Origin of the sequence: Pseudomonas sp. TH37, assembly GCF_016650735.1 — a bacterium.
Taxonomy (GTDB): Bacteria; Pseudomonadota; Gammaproteobacteria; order Pseudomonadales; family Pseudomonadaceae; genus Aquipseudomonas; species Aquipseudomonas farris.
This window is the reverse complement of the sequence record NZ_JAEKFD010000008.1, coordinates 303,818-320,760: the sequence shown is the minus strand read 5'-3', so window position 1 is coordinate 320,760 and position 16,943 is coordinate 303,818. Positions and strand designations below refer to the sequence as shown.

The 16,943-nt window shown below is 59.7% G+C and carries 12 protein-coding genes; 8 read left to right on the top strand and 4 right to left on the bottom strand.

The genetic code is table 11. The annotated features are described in order from the left end of the window. Positions 1–107 precede the first annotated feature (107 nt). The 6 genes from recC (at position 108) to JFU11_RS21050 (ending at position 11,795) form a co-directional block, all read left to right on the top strand. Positions 108–3,560, top strand: coding sequence for an exodeoxyribonuclease V subunit gamma (gene recC / locus JFU11_RS21075; protein ID WP_201062016.1), 3,453 nt, complete (start codon positions 108–110; stop codon positions 3,558–3,560). Next, the gene (recB, locus tag JFU11_RS21070) at positions 3,557–7,246 is read left to right on the top strand and encodes an exodeoxyribonuclease V subunit beta (RefSeq protein ID WP_201062015.1); all 3,690 of its coding nucleotides are present in this window, start codon (positions 3,557–3,559) and stop codon (positions 7,244–7,246) included. The genes recC and recB overlap by 4 nt, the downstream gene beginning before the upstream one ends. Next, positions 7,243–9,351, top strand: coding sequence for an exodeoxyribonuclease V subunit alpha (gene recD / locus JFU11_RS21065; protein WP_201062014.1), 2,109 nt, complete (start codon positions 7,243–7,245; stop codon positions 9,349–9,351). The genes recB and recD overlap by 4 nt, the downstream gene beginning before the upstream one ends. 94 nt (positions 9,352–9,445) lie before the next feature. Beyond that, entirely contained in the window at positions 9,446–10,021 is a 576-nt protein-coding gene (locus JFU11_RS21060; protein WP_201062013.1) for a YfiR family protein, read from the top strand. Beyond that, positions 10,018–11,286, top strand: coding sequence for a diguanylate cyclase (locus JFU11_RS21055; RefSeq protein ID WP_201062012.1), 1,269 nt, complete (start codon positions 10,018–10,020; stop codon positions 11,284–11,286). The genes JFU11_RS21060 and JFU11_RS21055 overlap by 4 nt, the downstream gene beginning before the upstream one ends. Positions 11,287–11,291: 5 nt before the next feature. Beyond that, a complete protein-coding gene (locus JFU11_RS21050) occupies positions 11,292–11,795 on the top strand; it encodes an OmpA family protein (RefSeq protein ID WP_123719094.1) in 504 nt (167 codons plus the stop codon). On the opposite strand, the gene JFU11_RS21045 is transcribed toward JFU11_RS21050, so the two are convergent. Next, positions 11,792–12,739, bottom strand: coding sequence for a LysR family transcriptional regulator (locus JFU11_RS21045; protein WP_201062011.1), 948 nt, complete (start codon positions 12,737–12,739; stop codon positions 11,792–11,794). The two genes, JFU11_RS21050 and JFU11_RS21045, sit on opposite strands and share 4 nt — an antisense overlap. 162 nt (positions 12,740–12,901) lie before the next feature. Here JFU11_RS21045 and JFU11_RS21040 point away from each other — a divergent pair, with 162 nt between their 5' ends. Continuing rightward, positions 12,902–14,419, top strand: coding sequence for a CoA-acylating methylmalonate-semialdehyde dehydrogenase (locus JFU11_RS21040; RefSeq protein WP_038978846.1), 1,518 nt, complete (start codon positions 12,902–12,904; stop codon positions 14,417–14,419). A 10-nt stretch (positions 14,420–14,429) separates the two neighbouring features. Further along, complete coding sequence (gene mmsB, locus JFU11_RS21035; RefSeq protein ID WP_201062010.1) at positions 14,430–15,317, top strand: 3-hydroxyisobutyrate dehydrogenase; 888 nt, start codon at positions 14,430–14,432, stop codon at positions 15,315–15,317. 137 nt (positions 15,318–15,454) lie between these two features. On the opposite strand, the gene JFU11_RS21030 is transcribed toward mmsB, so the two are convergent. The 3 genes from JFU11_RS21030 to JFU11_RS21020 all read right to left on the bottom strand — a co-directional run bounded on the left by JFU11_RS21030 (position 15,455) and on the right by JFU11_RS21020 (position 16,902). After that, positions 15,455–15,799 carry a cupin domain-containing protein gene (locus JFU11_RS21030; protein WP_024781087.1) on the bottom strand — a complete coding sequence of 115 codons (345 nt, stop codon included), beginning with the start codon at positions 15,797–15,799 and terminating at the stop codon, positions 15,455–15,457. 107 nt (positions 15,800–15,906) lie between these two features. Further along, positions 15,907–16,278 (bottom strand): MerR family transcriptional regulator, encoded by a 372-nt coding sequence (locus tag JFU11_RS21025; RefSeq protein WP_201062009.1) that lies wholly within the window; start codon positions 16,276–16,278, stop codon positions 15,907–15,909. Positions 16,279–16,326: 48 nt separating this feature from the next. After that, positions 16,327–16,902 (bottom strand): NAD(P)H-dependent oxidoreductase, encoded by a 576-nt coding sequence (locus JFU11_RS21020; protein WP_201062008.1) that lies wholly within the window; start codon positions 16,900–16,902, stop codon positions 16,327–16,329. Between the last annotated feature and the right edge of the window lie 41 nt (positions 16,903–16,943).

Below are 16,943 nucleotides of genomic sequence, written 5' to 3'. Positions count from 1 at the left end.
TCCGCAGGAAAGTTCGTACAGCATTATCGGACTGCTTCCGGCTGTCACAGTCTGATGACAGTGCTAAGGTTCGGCCCTAGCTTTTGTATTTTCCCAAGGAAGCCTTTATGCCGGACGCTACGTCCCTCAGTGCTGGTTTTATGGTGGTTCACGGCAACCGCCTGGACGAGTTGCGCAGCCTGGTGGTCAGCTGGATGCGGCGCTACCCGCTGGCTCCCTTGGAAAATGAAATCGCTCTGGTACAGAGTAACGGCATCGCCCAATGGCTGAAGCTGGCACTGGCCGAAGACCCCGAAGATGACGACATGGGCGGCTGTGGAATCGCCGCAGCCATCGACGTGCAGTTACCGGGCAGCTTCATGTGGCAGCTCTATCGCATGGTGCTGGGACGTGACGAAATCCCGGTCAAATCCTTGCTCGATAAAGCCCCGCTGACCTGGCGTCTGATGCGTCTGCTACCACAGTTGATTAACCAACCGCACTTCGAACCCCTGCAGCGCTTCCTTACCAATGACACCGACTTACGTAAACGCTATCAATTGGCGGAGCGACTGGCAGACCTGTTTGACCAATATCAGGTCTACCGTGCCGACTGGCTCGAAGACTGGGCAGAAGGTCGTCATCAATTACGAAATGGCAGAGGCGAAGCCAAAGCGCTGACCCCGGCCAACTGCTGGCAGGCGGAGCTGTGGCGTGCGCTGTTGCTGGATGTCGGAGAGCAAGGCATGGCGCAAAGCCGCGCAGGCGTTCACCAACGCTTTATCGAGCGCATCAATAGTCTTGACGTAGCGCCCAGCGGATTGCCGTCACGGGTGATCGTTTTCGGGATTTCTTCACTGCCTGCTCAGGCCCTGGAAGCGCTTGCCGGGCTTGCTCGATTCAGCCAGGTCTTGCTGTGCGTACACAACCCATGTCGTCACCATTGGGCAGACATCGTCGCCGATAAAGATTTGTTGCGACATCAGTACAAGCGTCAGGCTCGCAAGAGCGGCATGCCGATTGTGCTCGACTCGCAAACGCTCCATCAGCATGCCCACCCGCTACTGGCAGCGTGGGGTAAGCAGGGGCGGGACTACATCAATCTGCTCGACAGCTACGACGATCCCAATAGTTATCGCTCGGCATTTCGTGACGGGCGTATCGATCTATTCAGCGAAAACCAGCCACAGAACATGCTTAATCAATTGCAGGACGACATCCTGGAATTGCGTCCCCTGAACGAGACTCGCGAGCGTTGGCCCGTTGTCGATGTGAAAAAGGACGAATCGATCCGTTTTCACATCGCCCATAGCGCCCAACGCGAAGTGGAGATACTCCACGATCAGTTGCTCGCACGATTCAGTGCTGACCCAGACCTAAGGCCTCGCGACGTAATCGTGATGGTCCCGGACATCGACAGTTATGCCCCGCACATCCGTGCTGTCTTTGGTCAGCTTGATCGCTTTGATCCGCGCTTCATTCCTTTCACACTTGCGGATCAAGGCCAGCGCGGCCGGGATCCGCTATTGATCGCTGTCGAGCATCTGCTCAAACTGCCCGACAGTCGTTTTCCCGTCAGCGAAATCCTCGATCTGTTGGACGTTCCGGCATTACGCGCTCGGTTTGGCGTAGAGGAGCGTGACCTGCCTACCTTGCATCGCTGGATTGAAGGCGCAGGTATCCGCTGGGGGATGAACGCCGAGCAGCGCGCGGGTCTGGGCCTGCCTGATGAGCTGGAGCAAAACAGTTGGCGTTTCGGTCTGCGACGGATGCTGCTGGGTTATGCCGTGGGTAGCGGCAATGCCTGCGAGGGGATCGAACCCTACGACGAGATTGGTGGTCTGGATGCCGCGCTCATAGGTCCTTTGGTCGCACTGCTGGATGCGCTGGAAATTGCCCATCAGGAACTCACTCAACCTGCGGCGCCTAAACAATGGGGCTCGCGGTTGCAAGCTTTGGTGCAGCTATTCTTCCTGGCCAGCAACGAGCATGACGACTATTTGTTGGCCCAACTCGAAGAGCTTCGCGAGACCTGGCTTGAAACCTGCGAATCCGTAGGTTTGCAAGACGAGTTACCGCTGACCGTAGTCCGGGAAGCCTGGCTGGCGGGTCTCGACCAAGGTCGCCTGTCTCAGCGTTTCCTCGCCGGGGCCGTTAACTTTTGTACCTTGATGCCCATGCGAGCGATCCCCTTCAAACTGGTCTGCCTGCTTGGCATGAATGACGGTGATTACCCTCGCGCGCAGCCGCCGCTGGACTTCGACCTGATGGGCAGTGACTACCGCCCCGGCGATCGTTCCCGACGCGAGGATGATCGCTATCTGTTGCTGGAAGCATTGTTGTCCGCACGCGATCAACTCTATATCAGCTGGGTCGGCCGCAGTATTCGGGACAACAGCGAGCGCCCTGCTTCGGTGTTGATAGGGCAGTTGCGTGACCATCTCGGCAGCGGCTGGCGACTGCACGATGACAATGATGACCTGCTTGAATCCATGACCCAGGAACACCCGCTGCAACCTTTCAGCGCTCGCTACTTTCACGAAGGCGATGATCTATTCAGCTACGCCAGCGAGTGGCAGGTTCTTCATCAAGCCGGTGATCTGGCGACTGATATCGAAGTACTTGAACCCTACGTCCAGGACGAACCGCTGAGCCTGGGTCTGCTGCAGGATTTTCTGCGCAACCCGGTACGACATTTCTTCAGTCAGCGGCTCAAAGTGTTCTTTGAGGCTGTCGACGTGCCTTTGGCAGATGAAGAGCCATTCGTACTCGATGCGCTGCAACGCTACAGCCTCAGCGACAGCTTGCTCGAAGCGGCGCTGGGGCAATTGGAGCAAACCGATCAGGTACTGGAGGCGCAGGCAAAACGCCTGCAAAACAGCGGGCTTTTGCCCATGGCCGGTTTTGGCGAATGTCTTCAGCGAGAGTTGATCGAGCCGCTGCCGGATCTGCTGCTGCGCTATCAGCAACTTCTGGCGTTATGGCCGACCTCGCTCACCAGCGCGTTACCGGTAAGTCTGGAACTACAAGGATTGCGTCTGGAGGGCTGGCTCAGTGGCCTGCATCAACGCGCAGATGGCGGGTTGTTGTCGGTGACTACGATTCCCAACAGCATCGGTTCGATCAAGGCCCGCAAATGGCATCGCCTGACGCGACCTTGGGTCAATCACCTGGTGGCGTGTGCCAGCGGCATGCCGATGACCACCGCGTTGGTGGCCAGCGACGACAGTTTGCTGCTCGGTCCGATAGAGGAGGCCGCAGCATCTCGGGTTCTGGGCGATCTGTTGTTGGCTTGGCAAACGGGCATGCGCCAGCCGCTGCCGATTGCAGTAAAAACAGCGTTCGCCTGGCTCGCTCAAACCGACCCGAGCAAAGCTGACGCCGCTGCCCGCAAGGCCTATGAAGGCGACGGCCAGAACACTGACGGCGAGCGCCGCGAAAGCCCGGCGCTCACTCGGCAATACGCCGATTACGATGCACTGACTGCGGACGAGACCTTCCCCGATTGGTGCAACGCTTTGTATCGGCCGCTGTTTGAGGCCTCCTGGCGTTCATCGACCAGCCAGGAGGCGCGCTCATGACCACGAAAACTCCGCTGGCCCTGGCATTCCCGCTACGTGGCAGCCAGCTGATTGAGGCCAGCGCCGGGACCGGCAAGACCTTCACTATTTCTGCGCTGTACTTGCGTCTGGTCCTTGGCCACGGCGGCGAGTCGAGTGGTTTTGGCCGTGAATTGCTGCCGCCGCAAATCCTCGTGGTGACCTTCACCGATGCCGCGACCAAAGAGCTGCGCGAACGTATTCGCACACGGCTGGCTGAAGCCGCACGGTTTTTCCGCGATGAGACACCGGCTCCGGATGGCCTCATTGCCGAGTTGCGCGAGCAGTACCTCCCCGAACAGTGGTCCGGCTGTGCAAACCGCCTGGACATCGCCGCCCAGTGGATGGATGAAGCGGCGGTATCGACCATCCACAGTTGGTGCCAGCGCATGTTGCGCGAGCATGCGTTCGACAGTGGCAGCCTGTTCACCCAGACCCTGGAAACCGATCACAGCGATTTGCTCGGCGAAGTCCTGCGCGACTACTGGCGACTGTTCTGCTATCCAATGCAAGGCGATGCGTTGAACTGGGTTCGCGGCAATTGGGGCGGCCCTGCGGCGTTGCTGCCACGAGTGCGTGGGTTGTTCGCCAGCGAGCGTGACAGCGTTGAAGGTAAAGAGCCTGCCGAGTTGATTGCCGAGTGCCTGCAGGAGCGACGGGCTGCTTTGCTCGAACTCAAGATGCCCTGGCGCCAGTGGGCGGATGAGTTGCTTGCCATCTGTCACCAAGGCGTCGCGAGCAAGAGCGTCGATGGCCGCAAGATGCAGCCGCGCTACTTTGAACCTTGGTTCGAGAAACTTCGAGCCTGGGCCGAAGACGAATCTCTCGAGCAGTTGGACATTGGCACCGGCTTCACTCGCCTGACCCCCGATGGCATGGCTGAAGCATGGAAGGGTGAAGCTCCCCGTCATCCCGGTCTCGATGCGATGCCCGGTCTCAAGACCAGTCTCGATGGGTTGCCGACCCCCGATGCCGCCGTGCTGCAACACGCCGCTCACTGGGTGGGTGCACGGTTCGAGGAAGAAAAGCGTCGCCGCGCGGAAATGGGCTTCGATGACATGCTGCTGCGCCTCGATGCGGCTTTGCAGTCCGAAGGCGGTGAGCGCCTGGCAACACTGATCCGCGAGCAGTTCCCGGTCGCGTTGATCGACGAATTCCAGGACACCGACCCGGTGCAGTATCGAATCTTCGAGAGCATTTATCGCATCGAAGACAACAATCCTGAAACCGGTCTGTTTCTGATCGGTGACCCGAAGCAGGCGATCTATGCCTTCCGCGGGGCCGACATCTATACCTACCTGCGCGCCCGCCAGGCCACCACTGGCCGGCTGCATACCCTGGGCACCAACTTCCGTTCCAGCCATGGCATGGTCAGTGCGGTGAACCATGTGTTCGAGCGCGCCGAATCTCGTGAGCAGGGACGCGGAGCATTCCTGTTTCGTGAGAAAAGTGGCGAGAATCCGGTACCGTTCCTACCCGTCGAATCCCAAGGGCGCAAAGAAGTCCTGCAGATTGATGGTCAGGTTGTACCGGCCCTGAACATCTGGCATCTGTCCGCTGATCAGCCACTGTCTGGCGCGGTGTATCGACAACAATTGGCCGCCGCCTGCGCCAGTGAAATCACCGCGCTGCTCAATGGCGGTCAGCAAGGCTGTGCTGGCTTCATCCAGGACGGTAAGGACTTCAAAGGTCTACTGCCATCGGATATCGCAATTCTGGTGCGCGACGGCAAAGAGGCCCAGGCCGTGCGTGGCGAACTTTCGGCCCGCGGCGTGCGCAGTGTTTACCTGTCAGACAAGGACTCCGTGTTCGCCGCGCAGGAAGCCCATGACCTGCTGACCTGGCTCAAAGCGTGTGCCGAGCCGGATGTCGAGCGTCCCCTCCGTGCCGCTCTTGCCTGCATCACACTGAACCTTTCGCTGGCTGAGCTGGAGCGGCTGAATCAGGACGAACTGGCCTGGGAAGCACGGGTCATGCAGTTCCGCGGTTATCGCGAGCTCTGGCGCAAGCAAGGCGTGTTGCCAATGTTGCGGCACCTGTTACATGACTTTCAGTTGCCCCAGGCGTTGATCGCGCGCAGTGATGGCGAGCGGGTGCTGACCAACCTGCTGCACCTGTCCGAGCTGCTGCAGCAAGCAGCCGCTGAGCTCGATGGTGAGCAAGCCTTGATCCGTCACTTGTCCGAGCATCTGGCATTGTCCGGTCAGGCTGGCGAAGAACAGATCCTGCGCCTGGAAAGCGATGAGCAACTGGTCAAGGTTGTGACCATTCACAAATCCAAAGGACTTGAATATCCGTTGGTATTTCTGCCGTTCATTTGCTCGGCAAAACCGGTGGATGGCAGCCGTTTGCCGTTGTATTACCACGACGCGACGGGCAAGGCTCAGGTGAGCTTGAAGCCGACGCCGGAGTTGATCGCCCAAGCCGATGATGAGCGCTTGGCCGAGGATCTCCGGCTGCTTTATGTCGCCCTGACCCGGGCACAACATGCCTGCTGGCTCGGTGTGACTGACCTCAAGCGCGGCAATAACAACGGATCGACGTTGCACCTTTCAGCGTTGGGTTATCTGCTGGGCGGTGGTACGCCATTGGCCGAGTCTGCAGCGTTGCGGCGTTGGCTGGAAGATTTGCAGCAGGACTGCCCGGCGCTGAACTACGGTGAAATGCCTGAAGCGAGCGCCGAGCATTACCATCCGCCGCGCAATGAAGCGACCTTGCTTGCGCCGCTGATACCCAAACGCAAGGCCAGCGAAAACTGGTGGATTGCCTCCTACAGCGCCCTGCGCATTGGCGATAGTCTGAGCGTTGGCAGTGACGAAGCTCCAGAGAGCCCACAAGCACAAAAGCTTTTTGACGACGAACGTCTCGATCCGCAAGCGCCACGAGAAGTGATTGCTGGCGGGGCTGATATCCATCGATTCCCTCGCGGGCCGAACCCTGGCACTTTTCTCCATGGATTGCTTGAGTGGGCCGGTGACGAAGGTTTTGCCGCTGCACCACAAGCTGTGGAAGACGCCATCGCCCGTCGCTGCAATCGCCGTGGCTGGGAAGGCTGGATCACGACGTTGAGTGACTGGCTACAGCACTTGCTCAAATCCCCGCTGCACATCGGCGGCGGGCAGGCACCGGTGGTGTTCGAGCAACTGACCCAATACCGGGTCGAGATGGAATTCTGGTTCGCCAGTCACAAAGTCGATGTGCTCAAACTCGATGAACTGGTGCGCCAATACACCCACAACGGCGTGGCCAGGGTGGCTGCCGAACCGGTGCTGCTCAATGGCATGTTCAAAGGCTTTATCGACCTGACGTTCGAGCACGACGGTCGTTATTACGTCGCCGACTACAAATCCAACTGGCTGGGCGTCGATGACGCGGCCTATACCGGGCAGGCCATGGAGCAGTCGATTCTCGATAACCGTTACGACCTGCAATATGTGTTGTACCTGCTCGCCTTGCATCGCCAGCTCAAGGCGCGGCTGGTCGATTACGATTACGACCGGCATGTTGGAGGAGCGTTGTACCTGTTCCTTCGCGGTACTCGCGCGGCCAGCCAGGGCGTGTATTTCGCCCGTCCGCCACGGGAGCTGATCGAGCGTCTGGACCGGTTGTTCCAGGGCAAGCCAGAGCCCAAGGCCGAACCCGCCTGGGAACAGGGAGTACTGCTATGAGTCGCACCTTCGCCGATTTGCTGCCCACGCCATTGGCGGCCGAAAGTCTGGCGGACCTGGCCCCCCTGAGCCGCGCAGATGACTTGTTGCTGCTGCTCACGCGCTGGGTCGAACGCGGTTGGCTGCGGGCGCTGGACAAGGCCTTCGTGGCTTTTCTCCACGAACTCGCCCCCGACGATGATCCACTGGTGCTGCTGGCCGCCGCGTTGACCAGTCACCAGTTGGGCCACGGCCATGTTTGCCTGGATCTGTTCGAAACGCTGAAAGAGCCGGACTTCGCTCTGTCGCTGCCGCCGGAAGGTGATCTGCAAAGTGGCGCGATGTTGCTGCCGTCGCAATTGCTTGAGGCGCTGGACGGTGCTCATTGGTGCAAGGTCCTGGCGTCCAGCCGTCTGGTGGCTCTGGCCGTCGACGGGCGTGAAGCCGCGCAGCACCGGCCGTTGGTGCTGTCGGGTAAACGCCTGTACTTGCGTCGCTACTGGGCTTACGAACGGCGGATCGATAACGCCCTGCGTCAGCGCCTGGCTGCACACGGAACAACACCGAGTGATTTGCCCCAACGCCTGACCGGCCTGTTCGGCCCAGCCAGGCCTGATGAAGTGATCGACTGGCAGAAGCTCGCTTGCGCCCTGGCTACCCGTAGCGCATTCAGCATCGTCACTGGTGGCCCGGGGACCGGTAAAACCACCACAGTCGTGCGCTTGCTCGCATTGCTCCAGGTACCCGCGATTGAGGCCGGCAAACCACTGCGCATTCGTCTCGCGGCACCCACTGGCAAAGCTGCCGCACGGTTGACCGAATCCATCAGCCAACAGGTTCAAACCCTGGAAGTTGCTGAAACGGTGCGGGAGAAGATCCCGTCGGATGTGACCACCGTGCACCGTTTGCTCGGCAGTCGTCCCGGCACCCGGCATTTCCGGCACCACGCCGGCAATCGCTTGCCGCTGGACGTATTGGTGGTGGACGAAGCCTCGATGATCGACCTGGAAATGATGGCCAATTTGCTCGACGCATTACCGGCCCATGCCCGTCTGGTGCTGCTCGGTGACAAGGATCAACTGGCGTCGGTAGAGGCCGGTGCCGTCCTGGGCGATCTGTGCCGCGATGCCGAAGCCGGTTGGTACAGCCCGCAGACACGCCAGTGGCTGGAGGCAGTCAGCGGTGAAAACCTCCGTAGCAGCGGTTTGCACGAAGACATCAACGGAGCGCATCCCCTGGCTCAGCAAGTCGTGATGCTGCGTCACTCACGGCGCTTCGGCGAGGGCAGCGGTATTGGCCAGTTGGCCCGTTGGGTCAACCAGCAGCATCCTGAGGAAGCCCGCAAGTTACTGGCGGCTGGAAGCCATGGCGACGTATTTTCCCTGCCTCTCAAGGGTGAGCAGGACCGGGCGCTGGAGCGGTTGTTGCTCGAGGGTCATGGCGAGGGGCCGCAAGGTTATCGGCATTACCTGGGTCTTTTGCGCAGTCAGCGGCCACCGCTCAACAGCCCGCTCGACGATCCATGCTGGGCCGATTGGGCTCGCGTGGTGCTGCAAGCCTTCGACGCCTTCCAGCTATTGTGCGCGGTACGCAAAGGGCCTTGGGGTGTGGAGGGCTTGAATCAACGAGTGACCGACGCGCTGCTCAAGGCTCGGCTGATCGACAGCGACCACCAGTGGTACGAAGGTCGCCCCGTGCTGATGACTCGCAACGACTATGGCCTGGGGTTGATGAACGGCGATATTGGCATTGCCCTCAAGCTGCCGGAGCGTGAGGGCCCCGACGCTGGACGGCAAGTGCTACGTGTGGCCTTCCCGCGTAACGATGGTCAGGGCGGTGTGCGCTTCGTCCTGCCAAGTCGGCTGAACGATGTCGACACCGTGTACGCCATGACCGTACACAAATCCCAAGGCTCGGAATTTGCCCATACGGCGTTGATTCTGCCGGACGCCCTGAACCCTGTGCTCACCAAGGAACTGATCTATACCGGGATTACCCGGGCCAAACACTGGTTCACCCTGATTGAGCCTCGCGCCGGCGTATTCGAAGAGGCCGTGCGGCGCAAGGTCAAGCGCTTGAGCGGGTTGATGCTGGAGCTGGAAGAGGGGATCGAGCCGGGTCACTGAAAAGGGGAAGTGCCGTGGTGCGTGGCCTCGCTGGTGTTTCGGTGCTGTGCTATCGTTGCGGCATCATTTCGTTGTGATCGAAGAGAATCCCTGCATGAAGGTGGCTGTCTGGGCGACAGAGCGCGTTGTTGGCTGCAAGCAAGTGCTGCTTGCCGGCCTTCTCTGTTTGTTGACGGGCGTTGCCTTCGCTCAGCCGGAAACCGTTGAGAGCAAGGCCGACCAGCGTGCCGGATCGGTCACTCAGGTGGTGCTCGGGATCCTCAGTTATGCCCGGTGGCCTGTTGAGCCTCAACAGTTGCGTCTGTGCATAGTCGGCCCTACCGAGTACACCGACGACCTGGTCAAGGGCACTACCCAGGCCACTGGTCGGTCTGTCACTGTGCGAAGGCTTTTGGCCGACAACCCGGCGATTGCCGGTGAGTGCGACGCGGTGTACATCGGCAAGCTGACCAGCGACGAACGCAGTCGATTGTTCGCCTCGCTGACAGGACGCCCGGTGGTGAGCATCAGCGAAGGCGGCGATCAGTGCACCGTCGGCAGTCTGTTCTGTCTGCGTGTCGGCGATGAACAAGTGTCCTTCGAGGTCAACCTCGACTCAGTCGCCCGCAGCGGTGTGCGCATTCATCCCAGTGTGCTGCAACTGTCGCGCCGCAAACCGGCGGCACCATGAGTCTATTCAAATCTCGTATACGTCCGACCTTAGGGTCGGTTATCGGCCGTGGGCATTTGATCGTCGCCTTGGTGGGCGTGGCCATGGCCAGTGTTTCGTTGACCCTGCTGGGGGTTCTGGCCTTGCGGGTTTATGCCGATCACAACCTGCATCTGATCGCCCGTTCGATCAATTACACCGTGGAAGCCGCGGTGGTGTTCAACGATAAGGTCGCCGCCACTGAGGCGCTGGCGTTGATCGCGTCCACCGAAGAAGTGGCCGACGCACAGGTGATGGACGAGCAAGGCGAGTTGCTCGCCCATTGGCAGAGACCGGAAACGGGATTGTTGTCGGATCTTGAAATGCAGATCGCCCGGGTGATTCTGGAAAAGCCCATCAGCATGCCGATCGTCCATCAAGGTCAGGAAATCGGCAGTATCCTGCTGGTCGGGCACGGTGGCAGCCTGATGAGTTTTTTGCTCAGCGGTCTGATGGGTATCGTCTTGTGTACCGCCATCAGTGCCTGGGTTGCGCTCTATCTGGCGCGGCGGCAATTGGGGGGGATCACCGGCCCTTTGCGCAGCCTGGCTACTGTGGCTCACGCCGCCCGCATCGAGCGAGCCTTTGACCAGCGCGTACCGCCCGCCGACATTGCCGAACTCGACAACCTGGGCAACGACTTCAATGCCTTGCTCGATGAGCTCGAGTCCTGGCAGACCCACCTGCAAAGCGAAAACGAAACCCTGGCCCACCAAGCCAGCCATGACAGCCTTACCGGGCTGCCGAATCGAGCATTTTTCGAAGGCCGCCTGATGCGTGCCTTGCGCAATGCCGGCAAGCTCGATGAGCGAGTGGCCGTGCTGTTTCTCGACAGCGACCGGTTCAAGGAGATCAACGATAACTTCGGCCACGCCGCCGGCGATGCGGTGCTGGTCGCCGTGGCAACCCGGGTTCGTGCACAACTGCGTGAAGAGGACTTGGTCGCGCGTCTGGGCGGCGACGAGTTTGCAATCTTGCTCACACCGCTGCACAAGGCCGAAGACGCCGAACGGATTGCTGACAAAATCATCGCCAGTATGGAAATACCGATCCAGTTGCCGGGCAGTACCCAGGTGTTGACTTCACTCAGTATTGGCATCGCCGTGTACCCCGATCATGGGGTCACACCGGGCGAGTTGCTCGATGCTGCCGACACCGCGATGTACCAGGCCAAACGCCTTTCCCGAGGCGCGCAGCAAACGGCAGGAGCGGAGCTCCCTGTCGCCCATGTTCAAACCAGGAACTAATTTCTGTGTTCACCTTCAATCAGCGTTCTCTACGACTTTTCACGATCACCCTGTTCCTGGCCTTGCTGGCATTGACCGGTTGCCAGACCGCACCGCAAAAAGGCCTGACTCCGGCGCAGATCGCTGTGCTCAAGCAGCAAGGTTTCGAAATGACGGATGATGGCTGGGCCTATGGCCTGTCAGGCAAAGTTTTGTTCGGCAGCGATGTCGAGAGTCTCAACCCCGCTAGTACCGAGATCGTCGAGCGCATTGGCAAGGCGTTACTAAGTGTGGAAATCGAGCGCGTGAGAATCGACGGCCACACCGATGCTTCAGGCCAAGAGTCCTATAACGAACAGCTTTCCCTGCGACGGGCGAAAAGCGTCGGCAAGGTTTTGGCCGCAGTTGGCATAAAAGAAGAAAACATCCAACTGCGCGGCCTGGGCAGCAGCAAGCCCGTCGCTTCCAACGACACCGCAGTCGGACGCACCGAGAACCGTCGGGTGTCGATCGTGGTGAGCGCGGACTAATTGGCGAACAACATCTCCCGACTTTCCCCCATCAACAGCCCTTGATTCTGCTCGGTGACGGCACGGATGTAATCCCACAACAACGTAATCCGCTTGAGTTTGCGCAGGTCCTCCCGGCAGTACATCCAGAACTGCCGGGTAATGGTGATCTCTTGCGGCAACACCGGCAGCAATCGCGGGTCCTGAGCTGCCAGGAAGCACGGCAGAATCGCCAATGACCGTCCTTGCTGCGCCGCCACGAACTGCGCGATCACACTGGTGCTGCGCAGATTGGCACTGGCACCGGGCAACACATTCGCCAGGTACAGCAGCTCCGAGCTGAACGCCAGATCGTCCACATAACTGATGAATTGATGCTTGCCCAAGTCTGCCGGGCGGCGGATCGGTGGGTGCTTGTCCAGATAATCCTGGGTCGCATACAGCTGCAATTTGTAATCGCAGAGTTTGCAGCAGACATACGGGCCGTGTTCCGGCCGCTCCAGCGCGATGACGATGTCTGCCTCGCGCTTGGACAGGCTGATGAAGTGCGGCAGCGGCAGGATGTCCACCGAGATCGCCGGGTAGGCGTCGACGAAATGGCTCAGTTGCGGGGTAATGAAAAAACTGCCGAACCCTTCGGTGCAGCCCATACGCACGTGCCCGGACAATGCCACGCCGGAGCCCGAAACCTGCTCGCACGCCATGTGCAAGGTGCTTTCAATCGACTCGGCGTAACCCAGCAGCCGCTGGCCTTCGGCAGTCAGGACGAAACCGCTGGTCCGGGACTTTTCGAACAGCAACGTGCCCAATGAAGCTTCCAGCGAACTGATGCGTCGCGACACGGTGGTGTAATCCACCGCCAGGCGCTTGGCCGCGGTGCTGGCCTTGCGAGTACGGGCAACCTCGAGAAAAAACTTGAGGTCATCCCAGTTCAACGAGCCTAAAGACGTGATGTTTTTTTGCATGATGGACCGGCTTTTATGTGCGTTCTTATTAGAAGTTTGCACATCTATACTCCAAAAACAGTCCAACAACCAATTCGCGACACACGCCTCATCTCAAGGCGACTTTCTCGCCTTGGCTCCAAAGATCGCTCTCTTTATAAGAACAACGTCCCGGAGACCAACATGAACGCATCGCTAGAAACCACCGTGCAAAAGGTCAAATTGTTGATCGATGGCGAGTGGGTCGAATCCCAGACCACCGAATGGCACGACATCGTCAACCCGGCGACCCAGCAGGTGTTGGCCAAAGTCCCATTCGCGACCGCCGCCGAAGTGGATGCCGCCATTAGCGCCGCCCATCGCGCCTTCCAGACCTGGAAGCTGACGCCGATCGGTGCGCGGATGCGCATCATGCTCAAGCTTCAGGCGTTGATTCGCGAGCACTCCAAACGCATTGCCGTAGTACTCAGCAACGAGCAGGGCAAAACCATTGCTGATGCTGAAGGCGATATCTTCCGCGGCCTGGAGGTGGTCGAACACGCCTGCTCCATTGGCAGCCTGCAAATGGGCGAGTTCGCCGAGAACGTCGCTGGCGGTGTCGATACCTACACCCTGCGTCAGCCGATCGGCGTCTGTGCCGGCATTACCCCGTTCAACTTCCCGGCAATGATTCCGCTGTGGATGTTCCCGATGGCCATCGCCTGCGGCAACACCTTCGTGCTCAAGCCGTCCGAGCAGGATCCGATGTCGACCATGCTGTTGGTGGAACTGGCCATCGAGGCCGGCATTCCGCCAGGTGTGCTCAACGTCGTTCATGGTGGCAAGGATGTGGTGGATGCGCTTTGCACCCACAAAGACATCAAGGCTGTTTCGTTCGTCGGTTCGACCGCGGTCGGTACTCACGTCTACGACCTGGCCGGCAAGCACGGTAAGCGTGTGCAATCGATGATGGGCGCCAAGAACCACGCCGTGGTGCTGCCGGATGCCAATCGCGTACAAGCGCTCAATGCGCTGGTGGGGGCTGGTTTCGGTGCCGCCGGGCAACGCTGCATGGCCACGTCCGTGGTGGTGCTGGTGGGCGCGGCCAAGCAATGGCTGCCAGACCTGAAAGCACTGGCACAGAAACTTAAAGTGAATGCCGGCAGCGAGCCGGGCACTGATGTTGGTCCGGTGATTTCCAAACGTGCCAAGGCACGGATTCTCGATCTGATCGAAAGCGGCATCAAGGAAGGCGCCAAGCTTGAGCTGGATGGTCGCGACGTTACCGTTCCAGGCTTCGAAAAAGGCAACTTTGTCGGCCCGACCCTGTTCTCCGGTGTGAAACCCGATATGCAGATCTACACCCAGGAAATCTTCGGTCCAGTGCTGGTGGTGCTGGAAGTCGATACCCTCGATGAAGCTATCGCACTGGTCAACGCCAACCCATTCGGCAACGGCACGGGTTTGTTCACCCAGAGCGGTGCGGCGGCGCGTAAATTCCAGACGGAAATCGACGTCGGTCAGGTCGGCATCAACATCCCGATTCCGGTGCCGGTGCCGTTCTTCAGCTTCACCGGTTCCCGTGGTTCGAAGCTCGGCGACCTCGGTCCGTATGGCAAGCAAGTGGTGCAGTTCTACACTCAAACCAAGACCGTCACCGCGCGCTGGTTCGACGACGACAGCGTCAACGACGGTGTGAATACCACCATCCACTTGCGTTAAGGAGCCGGACATGAAAATCGCTTTTATCGGTCTCGGCAACATGGGCGCGCCGATGGCGCGCAACCTGATCAAGGCCGGCCATTCACTGCGGCTGGTCGACCTGAACAAAGCTGTGCTGGCAGAGCTCGAGCAACTGGGCGGCAGCATCAGCGCTTCGGCGCGTGAAGCGGCTCAAGATGCAGAGCTGGTGATCACCATGCTGCCAGCCGCTGTGCATGTGCGCAGCGTCTGGCTGGGCGAAGATGGCGTGCTGGCGGGGATCGCCAAGGGCGTGCCCGCAGTGGATTGCAGCACCATCGATCCGCAGACGGCGCGTGACGTTGCCGCAGCGGCTGCCAAACAAGGCGTGGCGATGGCTGATGCCCCGGTCTCCGGCGGTACCGGCGGTGCTGCGGCCGGGACGCTGACTTTTATGGTCGGCGCCACCCCTGAATTGTTCGCCACCCTGCAACCGGTACTGGCGCAAATGGGCCGCAATATTGTCCATTGCGGCGAAGTCGGCACCGGGCAAATCGCCAAAATCTGCAATAACCTGCTGCTGGCAATTTCCATGGTCGGCGTCAGCGAGGCCATGTCCTTGGGCGATGCGCTGGGGATCGACACGACGGTGCTGGCGGGGATCATCAACAGTTCCACCGGGCGTTGCTGGAGTTCGGAGATGTACAACCCGTGGCCGGGCATCGTCGAAACGGCGCCGGCCTCGCGCGGGTATACCGGTGGTTTCGGTGCCGAACTGATGCTCAAGGATCTGGGGCTGGCCACTGAGGCGGCACGTCAGGCGCACCAACCGGTGGTGCTCGGCGCGGTGGCGCAACAGTTGTATCAGGCGATGAGTCAGCGTGGGGAAGGGGGTAAGGACTTCTCGGCGATTATTAACAGCTATCGCAAACCGCAGTAAGAGGTTTTTCCGGGGGGCTGCGTCGGGCAGATCCCCGGTTTTTTATTGGCTGAAAAAAGATCGCAGCCTTCGGCAACTCCTGCATGGGAATGTGTACACCCTGTAGGAGCTGCCGAAGGCTGCGATCTTTTGCTGCATCAGGCAAACACGAAATACTTACGCACGGTCTCAACCACTTCCCACGTGCCTTTCATGCCTGGCTCGATGACGAAAATGTCACCGGCGCGCAGGTGGATCGGCTCCATGCCTTCCGGGGTGATGATGCAGTAGCCTTCCTGGAAGTGGCAGTATTCCCACTTCACGTATTCCACGTACCACTTGCCCGGCGTGCAGATCCAGGTGCCCATGATCTTGCTGCCATCTTCGCTGGTGTACGCGTTGAGGTTGACGGTGTGGGGATCGCCTTCGAGTTTTTCCCATTTGCAGGCGTCGAGTACTGGCAGCGGATGGGTATCGCGAAGGACGGTAATCGGTGCGGTCATGATGACTCCGGGCAGTGGGTTCAAGAACTGAAGTCGCACCCTATAGCGCCCATACACCGTTCAGTTGTCTGTATTCGACATTGAGCTGTCCAGAAACGCGCAGACTCTCAAAGACTTTCCAGCGGGCAATCGGCTCTGGCCTGTGTGAGGCTGGCTTCAAACTCGACCAATTGCTCGTGTTGATGCCTGAGTGCGGTAATCCTGTCGCTGATTTCGCACTTCTTGGCATCGATGGCTTGCTGCGCCAATGACCAGGGCATCGCCAGGCCTTGATGCCCGGTAAAGATCGCCTGCAATTCCTTGAGCTTGAAACCCAATTGCTGGGCGCACTTGATGAAGATCAGCAGGTCGACGCTGTGCTGATCATAGACACGGTATTTTCCTTGCCGCCGAGCGGCAGGCAGCAAACCGATCGACTCGTAATGGCGAATACTCTTGATCGTCGTGCCCGAGCGATGCGCGGCTTGGCCGATGTACATGAAAAGTCCTTTTTTGCCGAGGGTAAGCCAGCCCCATTATCGGCAGACTCATCGGCTGGCGATAGCCTGGGCTTGCAGCAGCCAGGTTTCGCGCTGACCGGCGCTGGACCCCAGGACCGGCCCGAAGGTGAGCGTGCGCTGAGGTTGGATGCCGCAAAACGCCAGGGTGGTTTTGCGCATTTGATGCAGGCCAGGCATGCGGTAGATCCAGCGGTAGTACCAGGGTGGCGTGTCCATGGTCACGAGCAGATGCGCACTGCGGCCATGCAGCAATTTGTCGGGAAAGGCTTTGCCTTTGCGGTACTTGAAGGCGAAGCCCGGAAGCAACACCCGATCAAGAAAACCCTTGAGCAAGGCCGGTACGCCGCCCCACCAGATCGGGTAGACCAGGGTCAGGTGTTCGGCCCACAGAATGTCCGCCTGGGCACGGCGCAAGTCGGCTTCCAGCGGTTGCACCTGTTGATAGCCTTCGCGCAGCACCGGGTCGAAGTCCATTTTTCCTAGAGACAACTGGCGCACCTCATGCCCGGCACGCAACGCCGATTGTGCGTAGCGTTCGGCAAGTGCGCCGCAGAAACTGTTGCTCGAAGGATGACCGAGGATCACCAGAATTCGCTTGCTCATCGTAACGGTCCCTGAAGATGAAGCCTCAAGGGTAAAGTCTG

Bases quoted from the DNA above. Each gene is read 5' to 3' on its own strand.
- recC (WP_201062016.1), top strand. From the start codon at position 108: ATGCCGGACGCTACGTCCCTCAGTGCTGGTTTTATGGTGGTTCACGGC.
- recB (WP_201062015.1), top strand. From the start codon at position 3,557: ATGACCACGAAAACTCCGCTGGCCCTGGCATTCCCGCTACGTGGCAGC.
- recD (WP_201062014.1), top strand. From the start codon at position 7,243: ATGAGTCGCACCTTCGCCGATTTGCTGCCCACGCCATTGGCGGCCGAA.
- JFU11_RS21060 (WP_201062013.1), top strand. From the start codon at position 9,446: ATGAAGGTGGCTGTCTGGGCGACAGAGCGCGTTGTTGGCTGCAAGCAA.
- JFU11_RS21055 (WP_201062012.1), top strand. From the start codon at position 10,018: ATGAGTCTATTCAAATCTCGTATACGTCCGACCTTAGGGTCGGTTATC.
- JFU11_RS21045 (WP_201062011.1), bottom strand. From the start codon at position 12,739: ATGCAAAAAAACATCACGTCTTTAGGCTCGTTGAACTGGGATGACCTC.
- JFU11_RS21040 (WP_038978846.1), top strand. From the start codon at position 12,902: ATGAACGCATCGCTAGAAACCACCGTGCAAAAGGTCAAATTGTTGATC.
- mmsB (WP_201062010.1), top strand. From the start codon at position 14,430: ATGAAAATCGCTTTTATCGGTCTCGGCAACATGGGCGCGCCGATGGCG.
- JFU11_RS21030 (WP_024781087.1), bottom strand. From the start codon at position 15,799: ATGACCGCACCGATTACCGTCCTTCGCGATACCCATCCGCTGCCAGTA.
- JFU11_RS21025 (WP_201062009.1), bottom strand. From the start codon at position 16,278: ATGTACATCGGCCAAGCCGCGCATCGCTCGGGCACGACGATCAAGAGT.
- JFU11_RS21020 (WP_201062008.1), bottom strand. From the start codon at position 16,902: ATGAGCAAGCGAATTCTGGTGATCCTCGGTCATCCTTCGAGCAACAGT.